Origin of the sequence: Acidobacterium sp. S8, from assembly GCF_009765985.1 — a bacterium.
Lineage (GTDB): Bacteria > Acidobacteriota > Terriglobia > Terriglobales > Acidobacteriaceae > Alloacidobacterium.
In genome coordinates this window covers 42522-65205 of the sequence record NZ_LMUM01000014.1, presented here as the reverse complement: position 1 = coordinate 65205, position 22684 = coordinate 42522, and the positions used below count along the sequence as shown (strand labels likewise).

The window sequence follows — 22684 nt, the reverse complement described above, 5'->3', positions numbered from 1 at the left end:
TTGAAACTCCAGCGAGTAAACTCCAAGCCAGTGTTGCGTCCATCGGTTGAGACCGCCCCGTTTTAAGGAAAGCGACCGGGAAAACACGTGATAGTGAAAGAGCCGCGAACAACCGTGCGTCCTTTGCTTGGCGAGCAACCACTATGCTCAGCTCATCGCTAGAGCAACCTCGTTCAAAATGGCTATCCGGACAAGCGTTTGCTCCAACGTCGAGCAAGCCAGACAGCTTGACTTGCCCGCGTAACAACGTCGAGGTCCATTTTTTGGTGGGCTCGAAATCCCAATGTTTCGACCCCTTTTCGACCCCCAATAAGAGTTCCCTGTCGCTACTTTAGAGGTTTCAGGGTGCCACCTGTGCCTCTAGTTTCAATTAGTTACCGCTCATCTGTACGCTCGGTCGTAGGTTCAAATCCTACCCCCGCAACCAATCCTTTCAATCAGTTACGAAGCCTGCTTCCTTCGGACGAACTCCCATAAATTCCCAATAAGAAAACCCGCCGATTTCAGGCGCTCGCTGCAATTGGCTTGACCACCATTTCGACGACCTTCCCGTTCGCTTCTAGCTTCGATGACGACATGGCCTGTCCATAGATACTCATCGTCATCTGAATCGGCATGCCTCGTTAACTCCCGCTGCACCCTCATCGGAAGCTCCGGTCTCATCCAGCCATGAACGGTATGTGTGGCGGAATGTGTGCCAACCGATAGTTCCGAACTTCCCAGCCGCAACCTTGCGCGCATCGTGGATGAGAACTCGCTTGGCGTTCGCCGTGGGCGCACCTTGCCAGCATCAGATTCCGACTGCAGCACCGCAGGTAGGACACGGAACCACACAGCAACCAGAGGGCCGAAGGTGACGCAACCTGATCTCGGTCGGGTGATACGGTCGATTTGTCACCGGTTGGCGAATACCCACCCTTCTTTGGTGGAAACGGCCTGTTTGCTCCATGCCACAACGATCTTTGTCAGAGACGGGTGCAACGGAACGTAGTCCTGCCGTCTATCTAATCACGAAGCGAGCGCTCGGATCATGCCATCCTAACTGTCAAGAACAGTCCGCGTATCCGAGGGCGCGCATCTCCGACCGTGGGCGAAGACGTGATCTAAGTGCGGCGATTCAACTTTGTGTGATCTACGGCGCTTCTGTCTGTCGAGACACGGGATCCCTGATCGCAGCAATCAACCACGCGTTCAGAAGCGTAATTCCAGCCAAGAGGTATAACCCGGCGCTCGGAGACGCGAAATACTCATCGGCCCAGACTTTCACATTGGGGGCGATAAATCCGCCCAGGTTCCCCATTCCGATAAGGGCAATGCCCCCAGCCGCAGCGCGGTCGGAGAGATAGCCCGTGGGGAACGTCCAGAAGAGCGGCTGCACCGCAATGAACCCGGAAACGGCGATCGAAAGTGCAACCAAAGCCGCGCCAGGTCCGGCCGTGGGAAACACCAGGCTTGCACAGCCGGCAACTAGCATCGCCAAAGCTGCCAGTTGGCGATGTTTCCTCAATTGATCGGCGGCGCGGGGTAGAAAATAGACAGCGACGAGCGCGCATATCCAGGGGATTGCCGATACCCATCCGACTACGGGGCCGGCAGGTCTGTGCAGTAACGCCGAGACCTCGGCCGGAAGATAGAAAACCGCTCCATAAGTACTCATCTGAATGAGCCCATAGATCAGCAGGAATCGGAGCACGCGTCCATCGCGCAGCATGGGAAGGATATCCGCAGGTCCAGTCGATCGCCGATGCTGCTCCTCGCGTCTCAATTCTTCATTGAGCGCGCGTTTCTCGTCGTCGGGGAGCCACCGAGCGTCGACAGGCCGATTCTCCAGGTAACAAAACGCCACCGCTCCCAGGCCCACCGCGATGAATCCCTCCACGAGAAACATCCACTGCCACCCCTGAAGCCCGCTCTTTGCAGGCAGAGTGAGCAACATCCCCGAAACTGGACCTCCAACGATCAACGCGAGAGGAACACCCAAATAGAAGAGACCGAGAATCTGTCCGCGCGCGCGACCGGGGAACCAGTAAGTCAGGTAAAGGATGACACCTGGAAAAAATCCTGCTTCCATGACGCCCAGCAACGTGCGCAGCAGGTAAAAGGACGTGGCGCCATTCACAAACATGGTGGCCATCGACACAGTGCCCCAGCAGACCATGAGCAATGCCATCCAGAGCTTGGCACCGATCCTGTGGAGGATCAGGTTACTCGGGAATCCGCACAACGAATAGCTGATGAAGAATAACCCGGCGCCCAGCGCATATGCTCTTTCCGAAATTCCAGCCGACGCCGCCAATGCCTGCTTTGCAAATCCGACGTTTGCCCGATCTAGGAAAGAGACCACGTACATCAAGATCAGGACGGGGCCCAATCTTCTCAGAGCGCGCGCAATCGCCCGGTTCAGTGGACTCTCCGAGGAGAGCATGCCGGAACGAAAGGACTCACCTTCATTTTGAAGGTGATCCGTTTCTGCGGTTTCGGTTCGGATCGAATCAGCTTTGTGCAGTGTTAGCCTCTCTGGGGTATCGTCGGCGAATCAGGCAGCGGTCACCATAAGCGATAGGAGCGAATTCCGCTCAAGTTGCGGCTCGCACATCGGCGACGCTCTCAGCGGGCCTGGATTAATGGCGCTCCCGAAATGTTGAGATGCACGCGATAGAGGCTGCTGCTCGCAGCGATGTAAAGGGTCCGGCGATCCGGGCCTGCCCATGCGACGTTAGCCGTCTTTTCCGGGATGAGGATCGTTGCCAGCGGCTTACCTTCAGGCGATAGAATCCAAACCCCACCCGGCCCAGCGCTGTAGATGTTGCCCTCTTGGTCCACCTTCATGCCATCCGGTGCGCCGGGGCGCGCGTCCGCCGTTGCATCGTAGAGCAGCCTGGGCTCAGTGAGCGTTCCATCCGGCTGCACACGATAACGCATCCAAATCTTCTTCGGTTCGGAGTTGTTCACATACAAATACTTCTCGTCAGGCGAGAATGCGATCCCGTTTGGGCGGGTCAGGTCGCTAATCAGAAGCTGCAGTTCGGCGCGCGCGGGCGGCGCACCGGGATGCTGCTCCAATGCGTGCGGGATGCGATAGACTCCGTTCACCTTCAGCTGTTTCTCGAGATCGCTGTCCTTCTGCGTGCGCAGACCGTAAGGGGGATCGGTGAAATACAGCGAACCGTCCGACTTGTAAACGAGATCATTCGGGCTGTTGAGTTTCTTTCCCTGGTAGGAGTCCGCAAGAACGGTGATGGGCCCCTTCGGATCCAGTGACTCGAACCTGTAGACATTGCGCTGCGCATGTCCGGCGACCGTGAGGCGGCCGCGATGATCCAGCGTCATGCCGTTGGAGCCCGGTTCCGGACCGCCGTAGGGCGCAGTGCCCTGGTACCCGCTCGGCTTAAGAAATGTGCTCACGCCGGTGCCGGGAGTCCACTTGCGGATGCTATCGCTGGGAATCTCTGCGAAGAAGAGACTGTCCTTCACCCATACCGGACCCTCTACCCAGGTGAAGCCATCGGCAATCTTTTCCAGCCTCGCATCCGCGGGAATGATTCGGTCGATGGATGCATCCAGTCGGTCGAACTTGATCGGGATCGAACTGAGAACTTCAGACTGCTCGCCAATGATGGACGACGATCCCGCGGAGGCATTCCTGATACCGAAGACATACGCGATTGCCATCCCACTGACCACTACAAGAAGCACGCCAAGCCGTTTTGTCCCTCTCATTGGTTATTCCCTTCAGGCCGATGAGTACCATCCTTCCGGGAATCCCAGCGGTGACCGCATTCTATTTGCGGAGTTTGGCAAGTCGCAAGGGGTTCGCCGCTTCCACGGGAATGGTCGTGATAATGGGAAGGCGATATGACTACCGCCGACTTAAAGTTCCCGATTTCACCTTCCTCGAAACATCCGCTTCGAGAATCAAATCATAGTGAATTCTTCGAATGACTCTTTTCTCAAGTCCTGACCTGATTTGTATCTGAAACGGCTGCTTGTTGAATCGAGAGAAGGCGAACCATTTGAGATAGGATGTGGAGTTTCAAAATATCGACTTTGTATAGTAGCTGAGATGATCAAAAGAAAAACTCTCGGGACAATTGCCGTCACTGTCATTTCGTTGTACGGATTCTGCCAGGAAAGACAACCCCTAGCCTCAGAAACTACAACATCAGCATGGAGCAACGGCCGTTTTCAGGTGGATGTGCCGAGCGTAGTTGGCCGGTCCGACATTGTTCTGCAACGCCCCAATTCCGATCCAAAAGAAGCGATGCCTCTGGGAAATGGACGTCTTGGTCTTGGTGTCTGGTCGCAGGATGGTTATACAGCACAGGTGAACCGCGAAGACACATGGCCTCTTCGCTTGTCCCCGGGGCAAGTATCCATTCCTGGACTCAAAAAACTTATTGAGGCGACCGACTATTCCGGGCGGCTTAATTTGTATAACGGCGAGTTTGAGGAGCATGGTGCGGGAATTACAGCCACTACATATGTCGATGAGGCAGAAGATGTCATGGTGGTTGAGGTGAAAGGCGCAGACGCAAACCAACCGCAGACAGCTGAGCTCAAACTGTGGGCGGGAAGAAGTCCGACTGTGACCGCCTCAGATCAGTTGGGCGTAATCGCAGAAACATGGCGGGATACAAACGAGATGGGTGCCAGCGGACTTACGTTTGGTTCTTTGAGCGCAATGCGAGTCGATGGGCGTGAAGTCCACGCGTCACTTGATGGCTCTCTGGCAGTGAAGATCACATTTCGGCCAAAGAGCGACGGCACCTTTCGCGTTCTGGTTGCTGCTCCGGAGTGGCGCGGAGGCGATGCCCTGGGTACCGCTTCTGCAATTCTGAACAAGGCACTCTTGCTCACCCCTGAGGATCATCGCGAGTGGTGGCATTCTTTCTGGGCTTCGGCGGCGCTTCTCAAATTGTCTTCACCTGATCACCATGCGGAATATTTCGAAAATCTTCGCATGATTGATCTTTTCACCACTGCTGCTGAAAGCCGCGACCGCTTTCCCGGTTCGCAGGCGGGGGTTGGAGATTTGTTTTCCTCCTTTGGCGACAATCACCACTGGGGACCGTCCGCATACTGGCATTGGAATTTGCGCATGCAAGTTTCGGCGAATCTCGGCGCAGGGCTGGCACAGTTTAATGAGCCATATTTCAATCTGTACAACGACAACATGGATGCGATTGCACATTGGACACGCGAGCACATGAACGGACTTCCTGGGATATGCGTTCCTGAGACGATGCGCTTCAACGGTGCCGGATATGAAACTGAAGCCTGGCTGAAGGCTGAGGGTATCAATTGCACCGCCTATGGCCAGCCTTATTACAACGCTCGTACTATTTCGACGGGCGCTGAAATCGCCTTCTGGGTATGGCAGCAATATCTTTATACGGATGATTTGAGCTTTCTCGAATCGCATTATCCTTTAATGCGGAATGCAGCGCAGTTCCTGCTGGCATACGCACATCGAGACAGCGATGGAAGGCTCTACACGTATCCTTCTAATGCACACGAATCAAACTGGGATGTTCGCAACCCCACTACGGACGTAGCAGCAATGCATGCTCTGTTCCCGGTGCTGATTCAAGCCGCGGCTACTCTGGGTAGAGAAGATGAGACCGTTGAAGCCGTTAAGAAAGCATTGTCCTATTTACCGGATTTTCCTCTCGTCATGTCTGGTGAAAATAAACTGCTCTCAAAGTCGGAGCACAATCGTTCCGGAGCAGTGATCGCGAATTCCTATTATCCAGATGCCATCGCTCACAATGAGGAAAACATTGGACTGGAACCAGTATGGCCATATTCACTCATCGGAGATGATGGCCCTCTTCATTCCATCGGGGTGAACACCTATATGCACCGGCCAAACAAATCGGCAGCCGATTGGAGCGCCGACCCTGTGCAGGCGGCGCGCCTCGGGTTGGGGTATGAAATGAAATCGGCGCTTGAGGCAATAACAGAACGCTATCAGCTTTATCCATCAGGTCTTGCCCAACTTTACGGTCCTCCCGAATTTTATGTAGAACAGGTTGGAGTGGTTGCAGATGCGCTGCAAAATGGCCTGGTACAGGATTATGACGGGCTTGTCCGCATTCTCCCGGCGTGGCCAAGAGACTGGGATGCTGATGGTACGGTAGTCGTGCGCCACGGCCAACGAATCCATTTACAGATACGCCAGGGAAAGATCATTACATTCGGAGTTGAAGCCGTAAAAGCGGCAGATATGAAGATACGTAATCCGTGGCCCGGTCAAGCCGTAGTCATGGCTTCCAACGACGGCACAACAACCTTAGTTACTCCGAATGCTGACGGAATTTTAGTGTGCAAATTGCAAGCGGGGCATTCCTATCAACTTTCACCCGAGCGTGAGCACGGTTCCAATCTGCAACATGCGGCCGTATCGGGCACCGTCTCAAGCTCTCCCAAAATACTCGGAACGCGAACCATCGGCCTAAGCCCCAAGTAGCCCGATTTGGTGCGTATCAGGTGTGTCATAGCCTCAACTTGGCGAAGGCGCAAGTTGAGCTTTGTGCTTCGCTCAAGATGGAAAGTGACGAGTCCTGTGAAGCGCGCTTCTCGTCGCTTGGTCATAAAACCGGTATCTTGGCCATCCATGATAAGTAAGGTCAAGGGAAAAGCGAGAAATCTTCGTGCCGCGCTCGGAGGGTGCGGGATGATGCATATTTTTGCAATCTTGTTCTTCAACTGAACATTCTGCCGGACCAGCAGCTTCCGGTAGCGCAGAGTGCGCCGGCGCCGCCGGAGCTCCTTACCGCGAGTATCTGGTGCGCCCTTGTGCCTCTAGTTTCAATTAGTTACAGCTCATCTGTACACTCGTAACCCAAAGTCGTGGGTTCAAATCCTCCCCGCAACCAAAACAATCTAAAGTTGTTATGGTTTTCTCAGGCTGCATAATCTCGCCCATTCCAACACTAAGCGAAAATATCGTTCAAGCGGCGTTGTGTCGGGAAAGCTAAGTCGGCGTCGCCCTATATAGGAGCTGTCGTAAAAGCACGAGTTAGGTTATCGCCTGCTCAGAAATACTTCCGCCTGCCCATCAGACAATTCACCGTTCCATAAAGGGCGACTAATCGATATCGATAGTGGGACGATTGCCTTCCCCAGCCAAGGCTTTCGACTCACGATGGGTTGTGTTTACGGTAACAGTCCTATGAATGCCACCATGTCTTGATGGTCAGCCAAAACTTGCGTTGACTTTCGACTGGCTAATTCTTAAAGTCTAGTAACTCAGCGCAGCGCAGTCGATGCAAGAACCACCTTAGCCTATTGGTCGAAAGGGGTTTGACATGAACCGCACGATGTTGGCACGAAGTGTGCGAAATCGTTAGAAGGCGCAGTCGATACAAAATCCCACAAGATATTGGTTCTCGCGACTTTCTGCATACTCGCGATATTGATCTCTCCGGCCATGCATGGCCAAGCTACTGGAAGTTTTTCTGGAAATGTCCTTGATAAATCCGGATCGGGTGTTCCTGGAGTAACCGTCACCGCCACTTCTCAGGAAACCGGCTTGGCGCGAGACGGGAAGACGGATAGTGCGGGACACTATCTGATTCCTTTACTACCTATCGGGATCTTCACGTTGCGCGTCGATGCAACGGGCTTTCAAAGTGCTGAGTCCAAAGATCTGCGACTCCAGATCGATGAAGTTCGCGAACTCAATTTCTCGCTTGTACCAGCTACAGTAGTCACTACGGTGGCAGTTTCTGGTGACGCGGTAGCGGTCGAGACTGCCAATTCATCTCTCGGCCAGGTCATCACTTCGCAGGAGGTGTCGCAGCTCCCCTTGAATGGTCGCGATTTCGTTCAACTCGCCACGCTCACTGCCGGCGCTACGGCAGAAACCAACCCCAACAGCTTCTCCACCTCCGCGGCCAGTAGTGAGGTGGCCGCACGCGGGCCCTTTTCGCTATCGGTCGGCGGTTCCCGTCCCAACAGCACGGACTGGCTGCTGGATGGCGTCGACAATAACGAGTTGACCGCAGGTGGTATCGCCATCTTCTCCTCGATCGATGACATCCAGGAATTCAAGGTTTTGACCTACACCTACTCTGCTGAATTTGGCACCCGGGCCGGACCCACCGTGCTGGTCACCACAAAATCAGGATCCAACAACATTCACGGGTCTCTCTTCGAATTTGTGCGCAATACCGATCTCGATGCAAAGAGCTACTTTGCCACCTCCGCGGAAAAGTTCAATCTGAACCAGTTTGGAGGAGCCGTCGGCGGACCCATTCGTAAGAACAAGACCTTTTTCTTCGTCGATGGCGAACAGAAATATCAGCGTCACGGCATCGCCTTTACAGGTCTGGTACCTTCACTGGCCATGCGTACCGGCGATTTCTCCGCCGACGCCTTCGGCAATCCTGTTTCCGGTCTCGCAATCGTCAACCCGAATATGATTGGCGCATCCACCAGTCCCACCACCTTTCCAAATGTGTATTTTCAATGCGATGGCGCGGGAAATCCTCTGCCTTCCAACCCCGATGGAAGCCAGACTCGGGGCACTCCGTGTAACAAGATTCCATCCGGCCTGATCAACAACATAGGACAGGCCATGATGAACCTGTATCCCGCGCCGAACGCCAACAACTCCAACTCCGGCTACAACTACATCAATGAGCCGGTGCGCGAGCTGGACGAAACGAAGTTCGATACTCGCATGGATCAAACGTTTTCCGGTAAGGACACCGCCTTCGGCCGTTTCAGCTACGACCAGGCATACTCATTTGTGCCGGGCGGCTCACCGGGATTCGCCGAAGCGAACGCCTTCGGCAGTAACCAGCGCATTATCAACCATGCGCGCAACGTCGCCATCGGCGAGACCCACGTGTTTTCTTCATCGATGGTCAACCAGGCCAGTTTCGGCTACAACCGCATCTTTGACTACATTACTTCGTACGGTACGGGGACCTGCGCCTCCGCGACCATCGTGCCTGGCGGCATTCCCAATGCCAACCTCGGATGTCCCGACGGCACTACTTGCCTTCCCGGCGCATACAGCTGCGGACTGGTGTCGACCATCGTCGCGGGCGGCTATTGGGCGATCGGCGATCGCGGCTACTCACCGTTCCAAGGGGGCACGAACATCTTCTCGTTCAGAAACTCACTCGATCTCATCCATAATAGGCATGACTTCAGGATGGGACTCGACTTTCGCCGCAATCAAATGAACGTGGGAACAGAGGCTTTCCAGGATGGCTTTTGGATTATCGGCAATGGCGGTAATTTTACTGGCCTTAACAGCGCAAATATCGGCGGCAATCCGCAGGCTGATTTTTTGCTCGGTATTACGGGGCTGGCCATTCATGACCAGACTTTCAATGGTCCTGTCACTGGGCGACGCTGGTCCATCTACCGGCCTTTTTTCGAGGACAATTGGAGGGTCACATCCGGTCTTACCCTCAACCTTGGCCTGGCCTGGGACATGACCACTCCGATCACCGAAGCCCATGGACGCTTGGCTAACTACGTTCCCGCAACCGGACAGCTTCTCGTGGCAAATCAAAATGGCGTGAGTGGGTCGGCAGGCGTCAATATGGATTGGACAGCCCTCGAACCTCGCATTGGCGCCACCTGGAAGGTCTTCGGCAGTGACAAGACGGTACTCCGTGCCGGCTACGCCTTCTACCACGACTCGGCTTGGAGCCAGGGCGCTCAGGGTCTGTGGCAGAACCCGCCCTTCCTCGGCGAATCCGACGCCTTCGCTTCCGCTGGCTGCGCTTTTGCCACCTCGTACTGTGCTACCGTACTCGGACAAACGCCCTCCGGCATCAGTCTCTCCAGCGGATTTCAGGCGATCACCTCGCCCCCCACTGCTGGCAGTTTTACTGGCTCGTTCTATACCCAGCCCACGGATTTCAAGATGGGTCGTGTTCAGCAATTCAACCTCAACATTGAGCGCCAGACGGTCGGCAATCTTGTACTCACCGCTGGCTATGCCGGTTCCCGCGGCACGCACATCCTGGTAGCCGGCAATAACCTCAACACTAGAAGTCCGTCTGCCTGCGGCACAGTATCCTCCTACACGCTCGGCTGCCTTCCCAGTGGCGATCCTTACGTGCCACCCTATGGCACCGGCGACACCATCTCACTCTTCGGCGATGTGGGCAAGACAAACTATGACTCACTCCAAGTCAAGGCAGAAACTAAGACATCGAAGTACGGCCTCTACGCTCTGTTGGCTTACACCTGGTCTCATACGTTTGACAACGGGTTATCCGACGGCCTGGGTTCTCTGCTGAGCGCGCCATATTTCCCTCTTCCAAACTGGCAAAACCTTGATTGGGGTTTGTCGCAGATTAATCTCAATAACAGCTTCACGGGCAGCATCATTTACGATCTGCCCTTCGGCCGAGGCAAGCAGTTTGGGAGTGATTGGAATCCAATGACCAATACCCTTCTTGGCGGCTTCCAGGTCACTCTTATCCAACGGATCTCTTCCGGATTTCCTGTTCCACTAATCGACAGTAGTAACCAGTCCGGCTCCTTCTTCCAGAACGGCGGCAATGGAAACAATTGGAACCGGCCTAGCTGGGTTGCTGGTTGCGACCAAAGCAACGCGAGCCACAGCAAGCTGCAGTGGATCAATGCATCCTGCTATGTTGCGCCCCCCGTCGGCCAATTGGGAAATGCGTCGCGTGTCCCGGCCATTGGGCCTGATTTCGTCAACACGGACTTCTCCGTTATCAAGCAGTTCGCGCTGAGCTACAAAGAGAAGGAAATGGGTTTGAATTTCCGCGCCGAGTTCTTCAATCTCTTCAATCACGCACAGTTCGGTCTGCCCGTGAACGACGTGAGCGCTCTCGGATTCGGTTCAGTAAATTCCACAGTGAACAATCCTCGCCTCGTGCAATTGGCGCTCAAACTGTCTTTTTGATCTCAATCTGGCCAGTTTTTCAGGATACGTTATTTCATCGGTTTGAGGTGTTCATAGGGAGCGACACGCAGATGCCTTCGCCTTTGGCCGTCCCGATCTCAAAATTCTCTATATCACCTCTGCAATTGCACACGATGAGCACGAGGGCGAAATCGGGGGCGCCCTATTCAGCATGCAGGTGGGTGTCGCTGGCTTTCCCTCAAATCGGTTTCGGCTTTAACCGCACAGGCAATTGCGCCAGCAATCCTCCGTCTACACGATAGGAAGATCCCGTCAGGAAAGACGCCTCATCGCTTAACAAGAAAGAAATGACTTGTGCTACCTCCTCCGGCTGCGCTACCCGTTGCATCGGGTGATAGCTGCCCCATTCCTGCAGCAGCTCTTCCAGGGGCGCGTCACCGCGGAGTAAATCGGCAGAGGTACGCACCATCGGTGTATCGACGGTACCTGGCATCACAGAGTTCACGCGAATATTGTCTTTTGCGTGATCCACTGCCATGGCGCGTGTGAGGGCTTCCAATATGCCTTTGCTCGCTGCATAGGCCGCGACGCTATTCTGGCAGGCAATCGCCTGAACGGACGACACCAATACGATGGAACCTCCATGTTTCATCTGCGGAATGGCCGCGCTCGCCGCGAGGAAGGCACCACGAGCGTTCAGTGCCTGCACAAGGTCATACTATCGATCGGCGTCGTTACGACGGTTTTGGCCAACTTCCCTCATCAGATGTTCCGCCATGCGCATGGCGCCACGAAGTTCGGCGAGTCCGCGTAGCCTTCCAACCGCTGGATAAGCTGGAGCCGCCCTTCGCTCCCGGTCATTCAGAAGTTCCTGACCATGGTCGGCGCGAAAAGGGATCCGGGCATCTTCTCCTACTGCGATACGCCTGCGTTCCTCTTTCACGATCTCTGCGACTATTCCGATAAGATCCGCATCGCCCTCAAGGTGTGCTGCTTCAAAAAAGCTCTCCATCGATTGGCCTTTTGCGTTTTTCAGCATATTCTCTCGTTGCGTAGATCTCAGGTGAAAGAATGCAATTCGCGGAGCGAAACAGCGCACCATCGCAAGCAGATCGTTGTCATCCCTGACGCCCAGCGCTCCTGTGCAGAAGGTAATCGCATTCGCATCTACTTCCGACTGACCCATAAGCCACTCCAAATCGTCGGCCGTGCTTACAATTCGCGGCAGGCCAAGCAGCGATCGCGGTGGATCGTCTGGATGTATGCACAACTTCACACTGAGTTCAGCGGCCACGGGGCATACGGATCGCAAAAACTCGCCGGCATTTTCGCGGAAGCTTGTTCTGCGCATGTCCGCATATCGGGCCAGCAGTTCGCGGACTTGCTGCAACGTGTAGCTTCCATTGCCACCTGGCAGCCCGTGCAGAATTGTTTCCTGCAGTGCTTCCCGCTCCCTCGCCGTGATTGCCTGCAGATAAGAATTGGCGGTACGACTCAGCTCTTCGCCCCACTCATCTTCCGCACCTTTACGTTTCAGCATATAGATATCGAACGCTGCAAATGCCATTGCATCGAAGCGTGTCGTAAGGCCACCGCCCGGCGCTGGCGCGTGAAGATGTGTTCGCATCCAGCTGAAGAGAGGCATCCAGTTGTAAGCCACAGTGCGGATGCCACATGTAGCCAGGTTTCGCAATGACTGCTTGAAATTCTCTGTATCGCTCTGCCATCCGGGCGCACGCATCTTGATCGCCTCGGTCACATCGAGGCTTTCAACGACGCTCCAGCGAAACCCTGCCGCTTCAATCTCCGCCTGCCGCCGTCTAATAAGCTCGACAGGCCACACCTGGCCAGCCGGAACTTCGTGTAAAGCCGTAACGACGGCCTCCGCGCCTGCCTCGCGCGCGTCTCGCAGTGTGACTCGGTCATTTGGCCCGAACCAGCGCCAGGTCTGTTCCATAATCAATCCCATCCTCTACTCGGCCGCATCTGATACGATTCAGCCGCGGCCGTTGAGAAAAGCCATGCTTGGTTTGCTTCTGCAGGGTATTCTGAAATCGTTGGCATTTCTGCCACAAACAACTTGATGATCCCAGTCGTTCCAAACCAGCGTTGAGAGCACGAATCCCGCAGAATTTTACTGACATGGGAATTCTAGCGGCTCTTACTGGCTCCGTTTATACCTCACGGTCGGCATTGCCCGGACAACGCACGAAACTCGCTGCCCCAAACATTAAGCGCACATGCCTTTTCACCGTCGAAAGCAGTTCAGTTTGCCGTTAAGCAATCGCTATTCCACGGCCCAAATCAGTTCAACGATACTGTGGCCCGAAAAGCGGACCGACAAGAGGACGGTCTGATTGATGGAAGTTGGTGTTATCTTCGAACCGCTTCAGTTTCGCGACCTACGGTAAAGAACCGTCTCTTTCGCTCGCTTTCTCCGTCCCATCTTTTCAGCGCTCTGGGAGCGCACCAAAAAATATCATCACAAAGCGGTGAACCAGAACGTGAATGTGCCGACTATCAACACAGGCGGATACCAGGATGCCCGTGTAATCCGAAAAGTCATCGAGGAGAATTACACAGAATGCTGTTTCCATCGCGCGGCCGCTGGTGGCCAATCGCGATTTGCCGCAGATTTTGCGGTCAGGAAAGCTGAGCGAGCAGTCACTGTGAAAGCTTGACTCACCGTGAACGCTAAAGAAGAACTCGCCCGTCCGACTCTGTCTACCGCGTTTTACAATGTATCGTCGCCTTGCACTTCAGTAAACCTTAAGGTTCGATATCTAGTCTGCAATACATGCACTGGACGGATCGGAGTTGGCATAATCTCGCTGCAGCAGTTGCTATCCTCCTGAGTACAGCAGGAGCTCAGGTAGGATCGCCTCCCGATCGTGCAGCAGTAGTCTCCTTGTCCGAAGCCATCCGCCGGGCGCAACAGAACGAGCCGGTCTTTGCGAATGCTCTTGCGGCACAGAAGCTGGCAGCAACCGATCGCTATCTCGCGAAAGCGGCAATGTTGCCTACTGTTACCTATCACAACCAGGTTCTCTATACGCAGCCTAACGGGCAGACGAATCAAGGTGGTCAGGTTGGAACGCAATCGTCTCCGGTTTTTATTGCAAATAACGCGGTTCATGAGTACACCAGTCAGGCGTCGATCACTGAAACGGTGGGCTTGAAGCAATTCGCAGAAGCGCAGGTGGCGTCTGCGAATGCCGCGCGCGCTTCTGCGGAGATGGAAGTGGCACGACGAGGACTGGTGTCGACGGTTGTCAGCCTGTACTACTCGGTATCAGCTTTTGAAATAAAACAGCGTCTTCTTACACAAGCCTTTCACGAAGCGCAAACATTTACTGAGCTGACGCAGAAACGCGAAACTGCACGGGAAGTTGCCCATGCTGACGTGGTCAAGTCCCAGTTGCAGCAACAACAACGACAACGCGATCTCAGTGACGCAACGTTGGCGGCGGACAAGGCGAGGCTGGAGCTTGCTGTACTTCTCTTTCCCGATCCGCGAACTCCCTATTCTACTGAAGCAGCGGAAGCGCCGCCGATCCTTCCAACGAAGAATGAGGTGACGACCCTTGCTTCTAACAATAATCCTGAGATACGAAGCGCACTGGCGGATGTACAGGCCAGCAATGCGCAGGTCACATCGTCTAAGGCGGCCTATCTGCCCGATCTTTCTTTGAACTTCAACTACGGTATTGATGCGCCGCAGTTCGCAAAGCGCGGGCCTGACGATGTACGCAACCTGGGATACTCGATCAGCGGAACGCTCGACATTCCGGTATGGGATTGGTTCTCAACCGAGAAGCGCGTGAAGCAAAGCGAGATTCGCCGCGATGTCGCAAAGGTCACGCTGACAGCAACGCAGAAGAGACTCATCGCAACGCTCGAAGAAGCTTATGCTGAGGCGTCGGCGTCGCGAGATCAGTTAGGCCTCCTCGATGAGAGCGTCCACACAGCGGCAGAGAGCCTGCGACTGACTAAGCTCCGTTATGTGGCCGGCGAATCAACAGCACTTGAAGTTGTAGACGCGCAAAACGCCTACCTCTCCTCTGAAACTGCACAGGCAGATGGTGTAGTTCGCTACGAGACAGCTTTAGCGGGATTGCAAATACTGACGGGAACAATGTGAGCGCAAGGTGACTTTTTTTCGGCAATCAATAATCCATCGACGTGAAATTAAGCTTACGGCCGTATTTCTTTGCGCGTTGTTTACTCAGGCATGCAGGAAACCGAACGATGCCGAGGCGACAACTCTTGTGACGGTGCAGGCGGAACGTCCGGAGATCGGAGAGATATCCGAACACATTATGGCCGATGCGGTTTTATCTCCGCTGGCACAGGCTGCGATTTCTCCTAAAATTACAGCTCCAGTCCGTGCCTTCTATGTACAGCGTGGCTCCAGGGTGAAGAAAGGACAACTGCTCGCGGTGCTTGAGAACCGTGATCTCGCTGCTCAAGCGCTTGACAACCAGGGGCAATACGTAGCCGCACAGGCGTCTTTCGACATGCAGACGAAAGTGCAGGTGTTGGAAGATTATCGCAAGGCAGAGTTGGATGTAGCGCAGGCGAAGGCCCAGCTTGACCTGCAGCATCAAATTGTGACTGCGCGGCAGAAGTTACTTGCCGAAGGCGCGATCGCTGGAAGGGACTACGATACGGCCGTGGCAGCCTTGGTGCAAACACAGGCCGCATATGACGTGGCGCAAAATCATTTGGATTCTTTAAAGGTGGTAAGCCGGGCCGCTACGCTTCGGCAGGCGCAGGGCCAACTTACTTCTGCCAAAGGCAAATACGTTGCCTCAGAGACTCAGGTCTCATATTCCGAGATCCGGAGTCCAATCACAGGGGTCGTTACAGACCGGCCTCTCTTTGCCGGTGAAACAGCCAACTCAGGCAGTTCTCTAATCACAGTAATGGATACCTCTGCGCTGCTCGCAAAGGTCCATTTATCGCAAACCGTCGCGCAACGATTGAGCGTGGGAGACGATGCTTCCATATTGGTTCCAGGAGTGGACGAGGCTGTCCCGGCAAAGATTTCCCTTGTCAGCCCAGCTCTTGATCCAGGAAGCACAACGGTGGAAGTGTGGCTCCATATCGACAATAACGCTGGAAGGTACAAGGCCGGCACTCCGGTCAGAGCCTCAATTAAAGGGAGAGCGGTCACCGACGCTATTAAAGTGCCATTGTCCGCGGTGCTTACGCTACAGGATGGGTCGAAATTCGTGATGGTGGTGGGTGCGGATGGTACCGCTCACAAGAAAGATGTGCAGCTGGGAATCAATGACGGCCAAGACGCTCAGATCACACAAGGATTGAGCGGAGCGGAAACTGTCATCACAACAGGTGCGTACGGTCTTGATGACGGAACAAAGGTGAAGGTCGGCAAGGCTGAGGACGACAACGATAAGGCAGGGGGAGAGACGAAGTGATGGAGCAGACTCCCCCGCTGCGCGTTGAGCGCGCCTTCTGGCTAGTCCGCTATCGAGGTCCGATCTTTTTCTTCCTCATCGTGCTCTCGCTCGCTGGTATTTATGCGGCGAGGCAGGTCCCAATTTCAGTTTTTCCCGAAACGAACTTCCCACGCGTCGTGATCGGTGTCGACAACGGTGTAATGCCCGTCGAGCAGATGCAGGTGACGATCACTAAACCGATTGAAGATGCAATCAACTCGGTTCCTGGCCTGGTCACCGTGCGGTCTACAACGAGCCGAGGCTCGGCCGAAATCAGTCTCTTCTTCGATTGGAGCGTCGATATGTACCGAACGCTTCAGTTGGTAGATGCAGCCATAAGCAAGGTACGTCAGACCCTTCCTAATACCGCGACTATCACCACCAACCGACTCACTTTCGCCACCTTTCCGATTCTTGGTTATAGCCTTACCTCTGACCGGCTTTCGCAAACGCAGCTTTGGGAGCTGGCTACCTATCAACTCAAGCCCCCGCTGAACCGGGTACCTGGTGTGAGCACTATCACTGTGCAAGGTGGCAAGGTACCGGAGTTCCACATCGTGCCGAACATGGCGCGGATGCAGACTGCGGGCGTTACAATTCTCGATCTCGTAAACTCGGTGCAGGCGTCGAACATCATCGATTCGCCAGGACTCTATGAAGCAAATCATCAGTTGATCCTCGGGCTTGTAGGAGCTCAGGCGCATGATTCCGACCAGCTGGGTCATCTGGTTGTGAAGACGGCAACAAGCGGAGCGGCCGTCCGTGTCTCAGACGTAGCCACCGTCCTACCAGGCGTGCTGCCGACATATACCGCAGTCACCGCGGACGGCCGTGCGTCCGTTCTTCTGAACGTAACCCGGCAGCCTTCCAGCAACACGGTGGCCGTCGCTGATTCCGTTACAACACAAGTTCAGCAGCTCAAAAAGACCCTTCCTGCAGGTGTTCGACTCGAACCCTACTATGATCAGTCAGAGCTTGTGCGCGAAAGTATTCGCAGCGTCCGCGATGCCATCCTCATCGGACTTCTCTTAGCGTGCATTATTTTATTTCTATTCCTGGGCGACTGGACTTCCTCGGTTGTCGCCGGCCTGGTCATTCCTGTAACAGTTGCTATCACTATTCTCTTTCTGTGGGCCATTGGAGAGAGCTTCAATCTCATGACGCTCGGCGGACTCGCCGCCGCTATCGGCCTTGTAATCGATGATGCGATCGTTGTTGTAGAAAATATTGTCCTGCACCGAGACAGCGGAGAGACTCGCGCCAACGCGGCTCGCTTAGCCCTCCGTGAGATCGCCGTGCCGCTCATCGGATCGACCGTCACGCCTGTCGTTGTCTTTCTTCCGCTGATCTCAGTCACCGGCGTCACAGGAAGCTTCTTCCGCGCTCTTGCCATCACGATGACAATCGCGCTGCTCATCTCACTGCTTCTCGCCGTCACTTGGACCCCGGCGCTCAGCCTTGTTTTCCTGCGCGATCGCAGAGATACAATCGGCAAATCTCATGAGCATCACGGACGCGTCATGTCTAAAGTGCTGCATTGGCATGAACGCGCTCTCGGCTGGTCGCTGCATCGGCCGTTCATGTTGCTGGGCCTCTGCGTGCTTTTGATTCTCGGAAGCTGGTTTTCCTACCGGACGCTTGGATCAGATCTTCTTCCAGAGATGGACGAGGGTGGGTTCATTCTCGACTACATTATGCCTGCTGGCAGCTCACTTTCCGAGACAAACCGTACGCTGGATCATGTGGAGCGAATCCTTCACAATATGCCCGAGGTCGAAAGCACTTCGCGGCGAACCGGCTTGCAGATGGGATTGGCAGCGGTCACTGAAGCCAATACCGGAGACATGACGGTAAAGTTGAAGGGTGAGCGCGATCGAGGCATCGACGAAGTCATTGCCGATGCCCGCGCCCAGATCAAAAAAACTGAGCCGCAGCTTGATGTCGAGTTCACACAAGTCCTTCAGGACATGATTGGAGATCTCTCGAATGCACCTGAACCAATTCAGATCAAGGTGTTCGCCAACGATCCTGCCCTGCTGGCGAATCTCGGTCCCCGTATCGGTGATGCCATCAGCAAGATTAACGGCGTCGTCGATGTTGAGAATGGAATCGCCAATACAATCAGCGGCCCAGCCACGAACTTTCAGATCGATCCCGTTGTAGCTGGGCGAATGGGCTTCACTCCCTCAGAGATCGCTGAAGACGCAACATCGATCCTGGACGGTGTGACGACCACCGACCCGCTGATTGCAAATGGAAGGCCTTACACAATTCGCGTCCGCCTCGGAGATGAGACACGCCAATCTCTGGATACGATTCAGAATACGGTCTTCAACAGCTCTACCGGACGGCTGGCAACGCTGGGAGCTCTGGCACAGGTGACGCAACTTCCTCCACAGAATGAAATCAAACGCGAGAACCTGCAGCAACTCATTACGGTTACGGCAAGGCTTGAGGGTTCTGATCTTGGAACCGCGATTGCAAAAGTGAAGAAAACCGTCAGCGCAATGCATCTTCCGCCCACAATGAGGATCGAATATGGCGGTACGTACCAGGAGCAGCAGCAATCTTTTCAAGAATTACTGAGGGTTCTCGTTCTTTCTCTTGCGCTCGTCTTCGGCGTGCTATTAGTCGAGTTCCGCAATTTGTCTGCACCACTTGCCATTCTCACCTCGTCCGTACTTTCTATCGCAGGCGTAGTCTTTGCCCTGCTCGTTACCGGAACGACATTTAACGTCGCGTCATTTATGGGGCTCATTATGGTCATCGGCATTGTGGCAAAGAACGGCATACTGCTTCTCGACGCCGATGAGCGATACCGCCATGAAGGCGCCTCAGCAAGCGAAGCGATGATGCATGCCGCACAACGACGACTGCGCCCTATTGTTATGACCGCATCCGCGGCAATCTGTGGCATGCTGCCACTCGCGTTCGCGCTCGGCTCTGGATCGCAGATGCTTCAGCCGCTAGCCATCGCTGTAATAGGCGGCCTCGTCATCTCAATGGCGCTGAGCCTCCTAGTCACGCCGGTGGTGTACTACCTACTTACTCGATCTAAATTTCAGGCAACATGAAAGAAGGCCCGCGATCTACGATTGCAGGCCTTCTTTTAGCACGGCTCTTCAATAATTATTGCTCCACAACGATAATCTCGAAGCTATCCGGCACGACGCTCGGGCGGGGATGTGGCGAGGCTGCGGTTGCTGGGGGTGCCGCTCCAAACTGCGCAGTTACCAGGTAAATGCGTCCGGTAGAAGTGTCGAACGCCATCGTTCGTGCACCTTTGGCTGTGTTCAATGTCTGCTGAACCGGGAAGCCTGACTTTGCTGTATTGACAACTGTGAGTGTGCCATCGCCATTGGAAGAAAACGCTAAATCATGCTTTGCGTCGAAGCCTGCGGCATCAGGTGAATCACCAATCGTAGCCAATCCCAACTGTTTTCCCGTGGTGTAGTCGATAATGGCCATTTTACCGCCGTCACATACGGAAAAAAGCCGATGTCGAGTGCGATCGATCGCCATACCTGAGGGATACTCACAGTCTTGTAACGGCCATGTCGCGACGATCGTGTGACTAGCAGCATCCAGCTTTACGATTTCATTCTTGTCCTCGATATTGTCGAAAACTGCTCCTTGCCCGTCTGCCTGAGGAAACTCCGGCTTCCCAGGCAACGGTACAGTGGCAACTACTGTATTGGAGGCAGTATCCAGTACCGAGACATTTTTGCTCCGCCCATTGAACGCCCAGACCGTTTTCGTCATCGGCTCGAATGTGATGCCGTCGGGGTTCGTGCCGGCCGGAATTTTGCCTTGGACGCTGAGATCTGTGCGATTGAAGACGACGATCGCATTCCCAGCGCCATCACTGATGTAACCAGTTTTTCCATCAGGGTTGAGCGCCACGCCATGCGTGCTCTGAAGTCCTGTAATTGCGCCAATGGGCTTACCGGTGGCCGTATCCACGACCTCGACTCGCGAGTTGTGCGTAATATAAAGACGTTGTGTTGCGTCGTCGCTTAGCAGGTAGTCCCAGCCGCCCTGACCGCCAAGCTTCCATCGATCGGCAATATGGTAAGTCTGCGCAGCGGATGCCGCTGCAATAGAAAGAAGAATCGCGGCTACTGCTCCTTGGTACGGGCGTAGGTGAGAACACATGATGAACTCCTGCATGAACTCGGCATGACCGCCGGTCTCTTCAGTGTGGCTATTGTGCCTTAAGCAGCGCTGAAGAGCTACGAATAGATACTGAAGGCTTCACTGGCAATTTCACCGTAACTAATGCTCCGCCCACTACTCGGTTTTCGATTTCGATCGAACCGCCCGCTCGTTCACAGATGGCCTTGCAGATGGAAAGCCCCAGCCCGGTTCCCCCACTTCTTCTGCTTCGCGAGGGATCGCCCCGGTAGAAAGGCTCGAAGACATGAGCACGATCCTCATCCGAAACGCCTTCCCCCTGGTCCTCGACAGTTAGCCATGCTTCCTCATTGACAGTCATAGCAATTCGTACGGTAGTCCCATTAGGGCTATGCTGTAGCGCATTCAGCAGAATGTTCGAGCACAGGAGAAGCGCGTCGCGGTTATCGATTGGCACTTTGGCATCAGCGACGCACTCGAAAACCACGGAAATCGCCTTCAACTCAGCCAAGGGCTTGCTTTGATGGATCGCATCCTCAATTACATCCCGCAAAGAACAGTACTGAAATTCAGTGCCTGAACGGCTGTTCTCTATGGGCTGTTGCTCCAGTCGCGCTAGAGTGAGCATCTTCTGTACCGTCATCTCCAGACGCGTGAAGTCATCCAGACTCAGCGCCAGTCCCTGACCGTATTCTTCGACTGTGCGCTTGCGCATGGATAACAGTTGTAGAGACGACTTGACGATTGCAACGTCCGTCTTTAGTTCGTGAGCAGCATCATTCGTGAATCGCCTCTGCTGATCAAATGAGCCCTGCAAACGTGCGAGCGCTGCTTCGAGAGCCGCTGCAAGTGGTCGTAACTCGACCGTTTCCTTCGCGCTCCTGGGAGCATCAAAATGCCAATCGCGTGCAGTTATGCGTTCCGCTTCACGAGCAAGCTCGTTAACGGGTGACAACACGGCCCTTACCGACCACGCCATGATGAGGGCGGTTACACCCAGCAACACAGCTGTCGCGATTGCAAAGAAACGAATCGACTCAATTACTTCGTGCCAAACATGTCCGATCGGAGTTCCATAAATGATCGTGATGCTGTGGGGAGTTCCACCATTCGGCTCACCCGGGTCTACGATCCGAAGGCCGTGAAGGACGAAGAACCGATAACTTCGGCCGCTTATATCCATGTTGTGAAAAACATGCTCGGACGACGAAGGCAACTCCAGGGATGGGGGCTCACCCGCGGAGCCAAGCACTCTGCCTCGCTCGTCTTTAACGCGAAAGATGGCATTTTTCCCGAGATGCACTCCGCGCATATCGAGCATCACATTATCGCCTTCATCTTCTGCATCCTGAACCGCGCCCATGAGTGACTCAGCACTTGCTTCGAGAGACGAATCGAAGGCTTTCAACTGCACATGCCATTCGTGTATCGTGATCGCGCCAATCAAAGCCATCGCAGATAAAAACTCTAAAGCGAGTACCGTAACGGTAAGCCTTCGAGTGATGGACAGGGATTTTCTCATAGCACAGCGATCTCATCGCGGAGACGGTATCCGCGATGGCGCAGCGTCTCGATCAACGGCTCAGTGCCCGCGATGTTCAGCTTCCTGCGAAGGTTTGAAACGTGTGCTTCGATCACGTTGGAATGATGCTCCCAATCGAAGTCATAGAGATGTTCCAGCAACTCCTGCTTGGAAACAATGGCGCGGGGTCGATGGATAAGATATTCGAGAATACGGTACTCCGTTGGTGACAGATCGAGGAGTTGCCCGCGCCTCCGAACCGTCTGCTGAACAGTGTTCAGCTCCACATCCGATACCATCAGGATCGGATTGGAGACACCCTTTGCACGACGTATGAGAGCTTTGATCCGCGCAAGAAGCTCCCCAAGATCGAAAGGTTTGCTGAGATAGTCATCCGCTCCCGCATTCAGCAAACTTACTATGGATTCCTTACCTTCCTGTGCTGTGAGAATCAGAACAGGAGTGTGAATCTTTTCTCGACGCAGGTCTCGGAGAACACGCTGACCACTCTTACCGGGAAGCATCAGATCGAGCACGATAGCGTCATAAACACCTTGCTCCGCGAGGTGCGAGCCTGCTTCTCCGTCAAGTGCGTAGTCCACCGCCAATCCGGTTTCGCGCAAAGCAGCAACAATGTTCTCAGCGAGCCGCTGCTCATCTTCGATCAGAAGTACGCGCATATCTAGCACCTTGAAGATATTG

At 54.5% G+C, this 22684-nt stretch carries 12 protein-coding genes; 5 read left to right on the top strand and 7 right to left on the bottom strand.

What is annotated here, in order from left to right; translation table 11 throughout:
- Positions 1-1132: 1132 nt before the first annotated feature.
- On the bottom strand, positions 1133-2350 hold the full coding sequence (locus tag GSQ86_RS04000; RefSeq protein ID WP_254062122.1) for an MFS transporter: 1218 nt from the start codon (positions 2348-2350) through the stop codon (positions 1133-1135).
- A gap of 257 nt (positions 2351-2607) precedes the next feature.
- Positions 2608-3720, bottom strand: a complete 1113-nt coding sequence (locus GSQ86_RS03995) for an SMP-30/gluconolactonase/LRE family protein (protein ID WP_254062121.1) — start codon at positions 3718-3720, stop codon at positions 2608-2610.
- Between the two features lie 475 nt (positions 3721-4195).
- Here GSQ86_RS03995 and GSQ86_RS03990 point away from each other — a divergent pair, with 475 nt between their 5' ends.
- Together GSQ86_RS03990 and GSQ86_RS03985 are read left to right on the top strand one after the other, a co-directional pair.
- Complete coding sequence (locus GSQ86_RS03990) at positions 4196-6469, top strand: glycoside hydrolase (protein WP_216841002.1); 2274 nt, start codon at positions 4196-4198, stop codon at positions 6467-6469.
- Positions 6470-7432: 963 nt separating this feature from the next.
- A complete protein-coding gene (locus GSQ86_RS03985; RefSeq protein ID WP_158748671.1) occupies positions 7433-10903 on the top strand; it encodes a carboxypeptidase-like regulatory domain-containing protein in 3471 nt (1156 codons plus the stop codon).
- A 199-nt stretch (positions 10904-11102) separates the two neighbouring features.
- On the opposite strand, the gene GSQ86_RS03980 is transcribed toward GSQ86_RS03985, so the two are convergent.
- On the bottom strand, positions 11103-11573 hold the full coding sequence (locus GSQ86_RS03980; RefSeq protein WP_158748670.1) for an SDR family oxidoreductase: 471 nt from the start codon (positions 11571-11573) through the stop codon (positions 11103-11105).
- A 9-nt stretch (positions 11574-11582) separates the two neighbouring features.
- Positions 11583-12821: a mannonate dehydratase gene (gene uxuA, locus GSQ86_RS03975; protein ID WP_158748669.1), complete on the bottom strand. Its 1239-nt coding sequence runs from the start codon at positions 12819-12821 to the stop codon at positions 11583-11585.
- 951 nt (positions 12822-13772) lie between these two features.
- Between uxuA and GSQ86_RS03970 the strand changes: the two genes are divergently transcribed.
- The 3 genes from GSQ86_RS03970 (at position 13773) to GSQ86_RS03960 (ending at position 19400) form a co-directional block, all read left to right on the top strand.
- Positions 13773-15005, top strand: a complete 1233-nt coding sequence (locus GSQ86_RS03970; protein ID WP_254062120.1) for a TolC family protein — start codon at positions 13773-13775, stop codon at positions 15003-15005.
- 127 nt (positions 15006-15132) lie between these two features.
- Positions 15133-16305: an efflux RND transporter periplasmic adaptor subunit gene (locus GSQ86_RS03965; RefSeq protein WP_254062119.1), complete on the top strand. Its 1173-nt coding sequence runs from the start codon at positions 15133-15135 to the stop codon at positions 16303-16305.
- Entirely contained in the window at positions 16305-19400 is a 3096-nt protein-coding gene (locus GSQ86_RS03960; RefSeq protein ID WP_158748667.1) for an efflux RND transporter permease subunit, read from the top strand. Before GSQ86_RS03965 ends, GSQ86_RS03960 begins: the two co-directional genes overlap by 1 nt.
- Positions 19401-19455: 55 nt before the next feature.
- On the opposite strand, the gene GSQ86_RS03955 is transcribed toward GSQ86_RS03960, so the two are convergent.
- The 3 genes from GSQ86_RS03955 to GSQ86_RS03945 are packed head-to-tail and all read right to left on the bottom strand — an operon-like array spanning position 19456 to position 22662.
- On the bottom strand, positions 19456-20481 hold the full coding sequence (locus GSQ86_RS03955) for a YncE family protein (protein WP_158748666.1): 1026 nt from the start codon (positions 20479-20481) through the stop codon (positions 19456-19458).
- Positions 20482-20530: 49 nt separating this feature from the next.
- Positions 20531-21982 carry a cell wall metabolism sensor histidine kinase WalK gene (locus tag GSQ86_RS03950; protein WP_158748665.1) on the bottom strand — a complete coding sequence of 484 codons (1452 nt, stop codon included), beginning with the start codon at positions 21980-21982 and terminating at the stop codon, positions 20531-20533.
- On the bottom strand, positions 21979-22662 hold the full coding sequence (locus tag GSQ86_RS03945) for a response regulator transcription factor (protein WP_158748664.1): 684 nt from the start codon (positions 22660-22662) through the stop codon (positions 21979-21981). The genes GSQ86_RS03950 and GSQ86_RS03945 overlap by 4 nt, the downstream gene beginning before the upstream one ends.
- Positions 22663-22684: the final 22 nt, after the last annotated feature.

Coding starts and splice junctions, on each gene's coding strand:
- GSQ86_RS03950 (WP_158748665.1), bottom strand. CDS start 21,982: ATGAGAAAATCCCTGTCCATCACTCGAAGGCTTACCGTTACGGTACTC.
- GSQ86_RS04000 (WP_254062122.1), bottom strand. CDS start 2,350: ATGTACGTGGTCTCTTTCCTAGATCGGGCAAACGTCGGATTTGCAAAG.
- uxuA (WP_158748669.1), bottom strand. CDS start 12,821: ATGGAACAGACCTGGCGCTGGTTCGGGCCAAATGACCGAGTCACACTG.
- GSQ86_RS03985 (WP_158748671.1), top strand. CDS start 7,433: ATGCATGGCCAAGCTACTGGAAGTTTTTCTGGAAATGTCCTTGATAAA.
- GSQ86_RS03960 (WP_158748667.1), top strand. CDS start 16,305: ATGGAGCAGACTCCCCCGCTGCGCGTTGAGCGCGCCTTCTGGCTAGTC.
- GSQ86_RS03995 (WP_254062121.1), bottom strand. CDS start 3,720: ATGAGAGGGACAAAACGGCTTGGCGTGCTTCTTGTAGTGGTCAGTGGG.
- GSQ86_RS03955 (WP_158748666.1), bottom strand. CDS start 20,481: ATGTGTTCTCACCTACGCCCGTACCAAGGAGCAGTAGCCGCGATTCTT.
- GSQ86_RS03945 (WP_158748664.1), bottom strand. CDS start 22,662: ATGCGCGTACTTCTGATCGAAGATGAGCAGCGGCTCGCTGAGAACATT.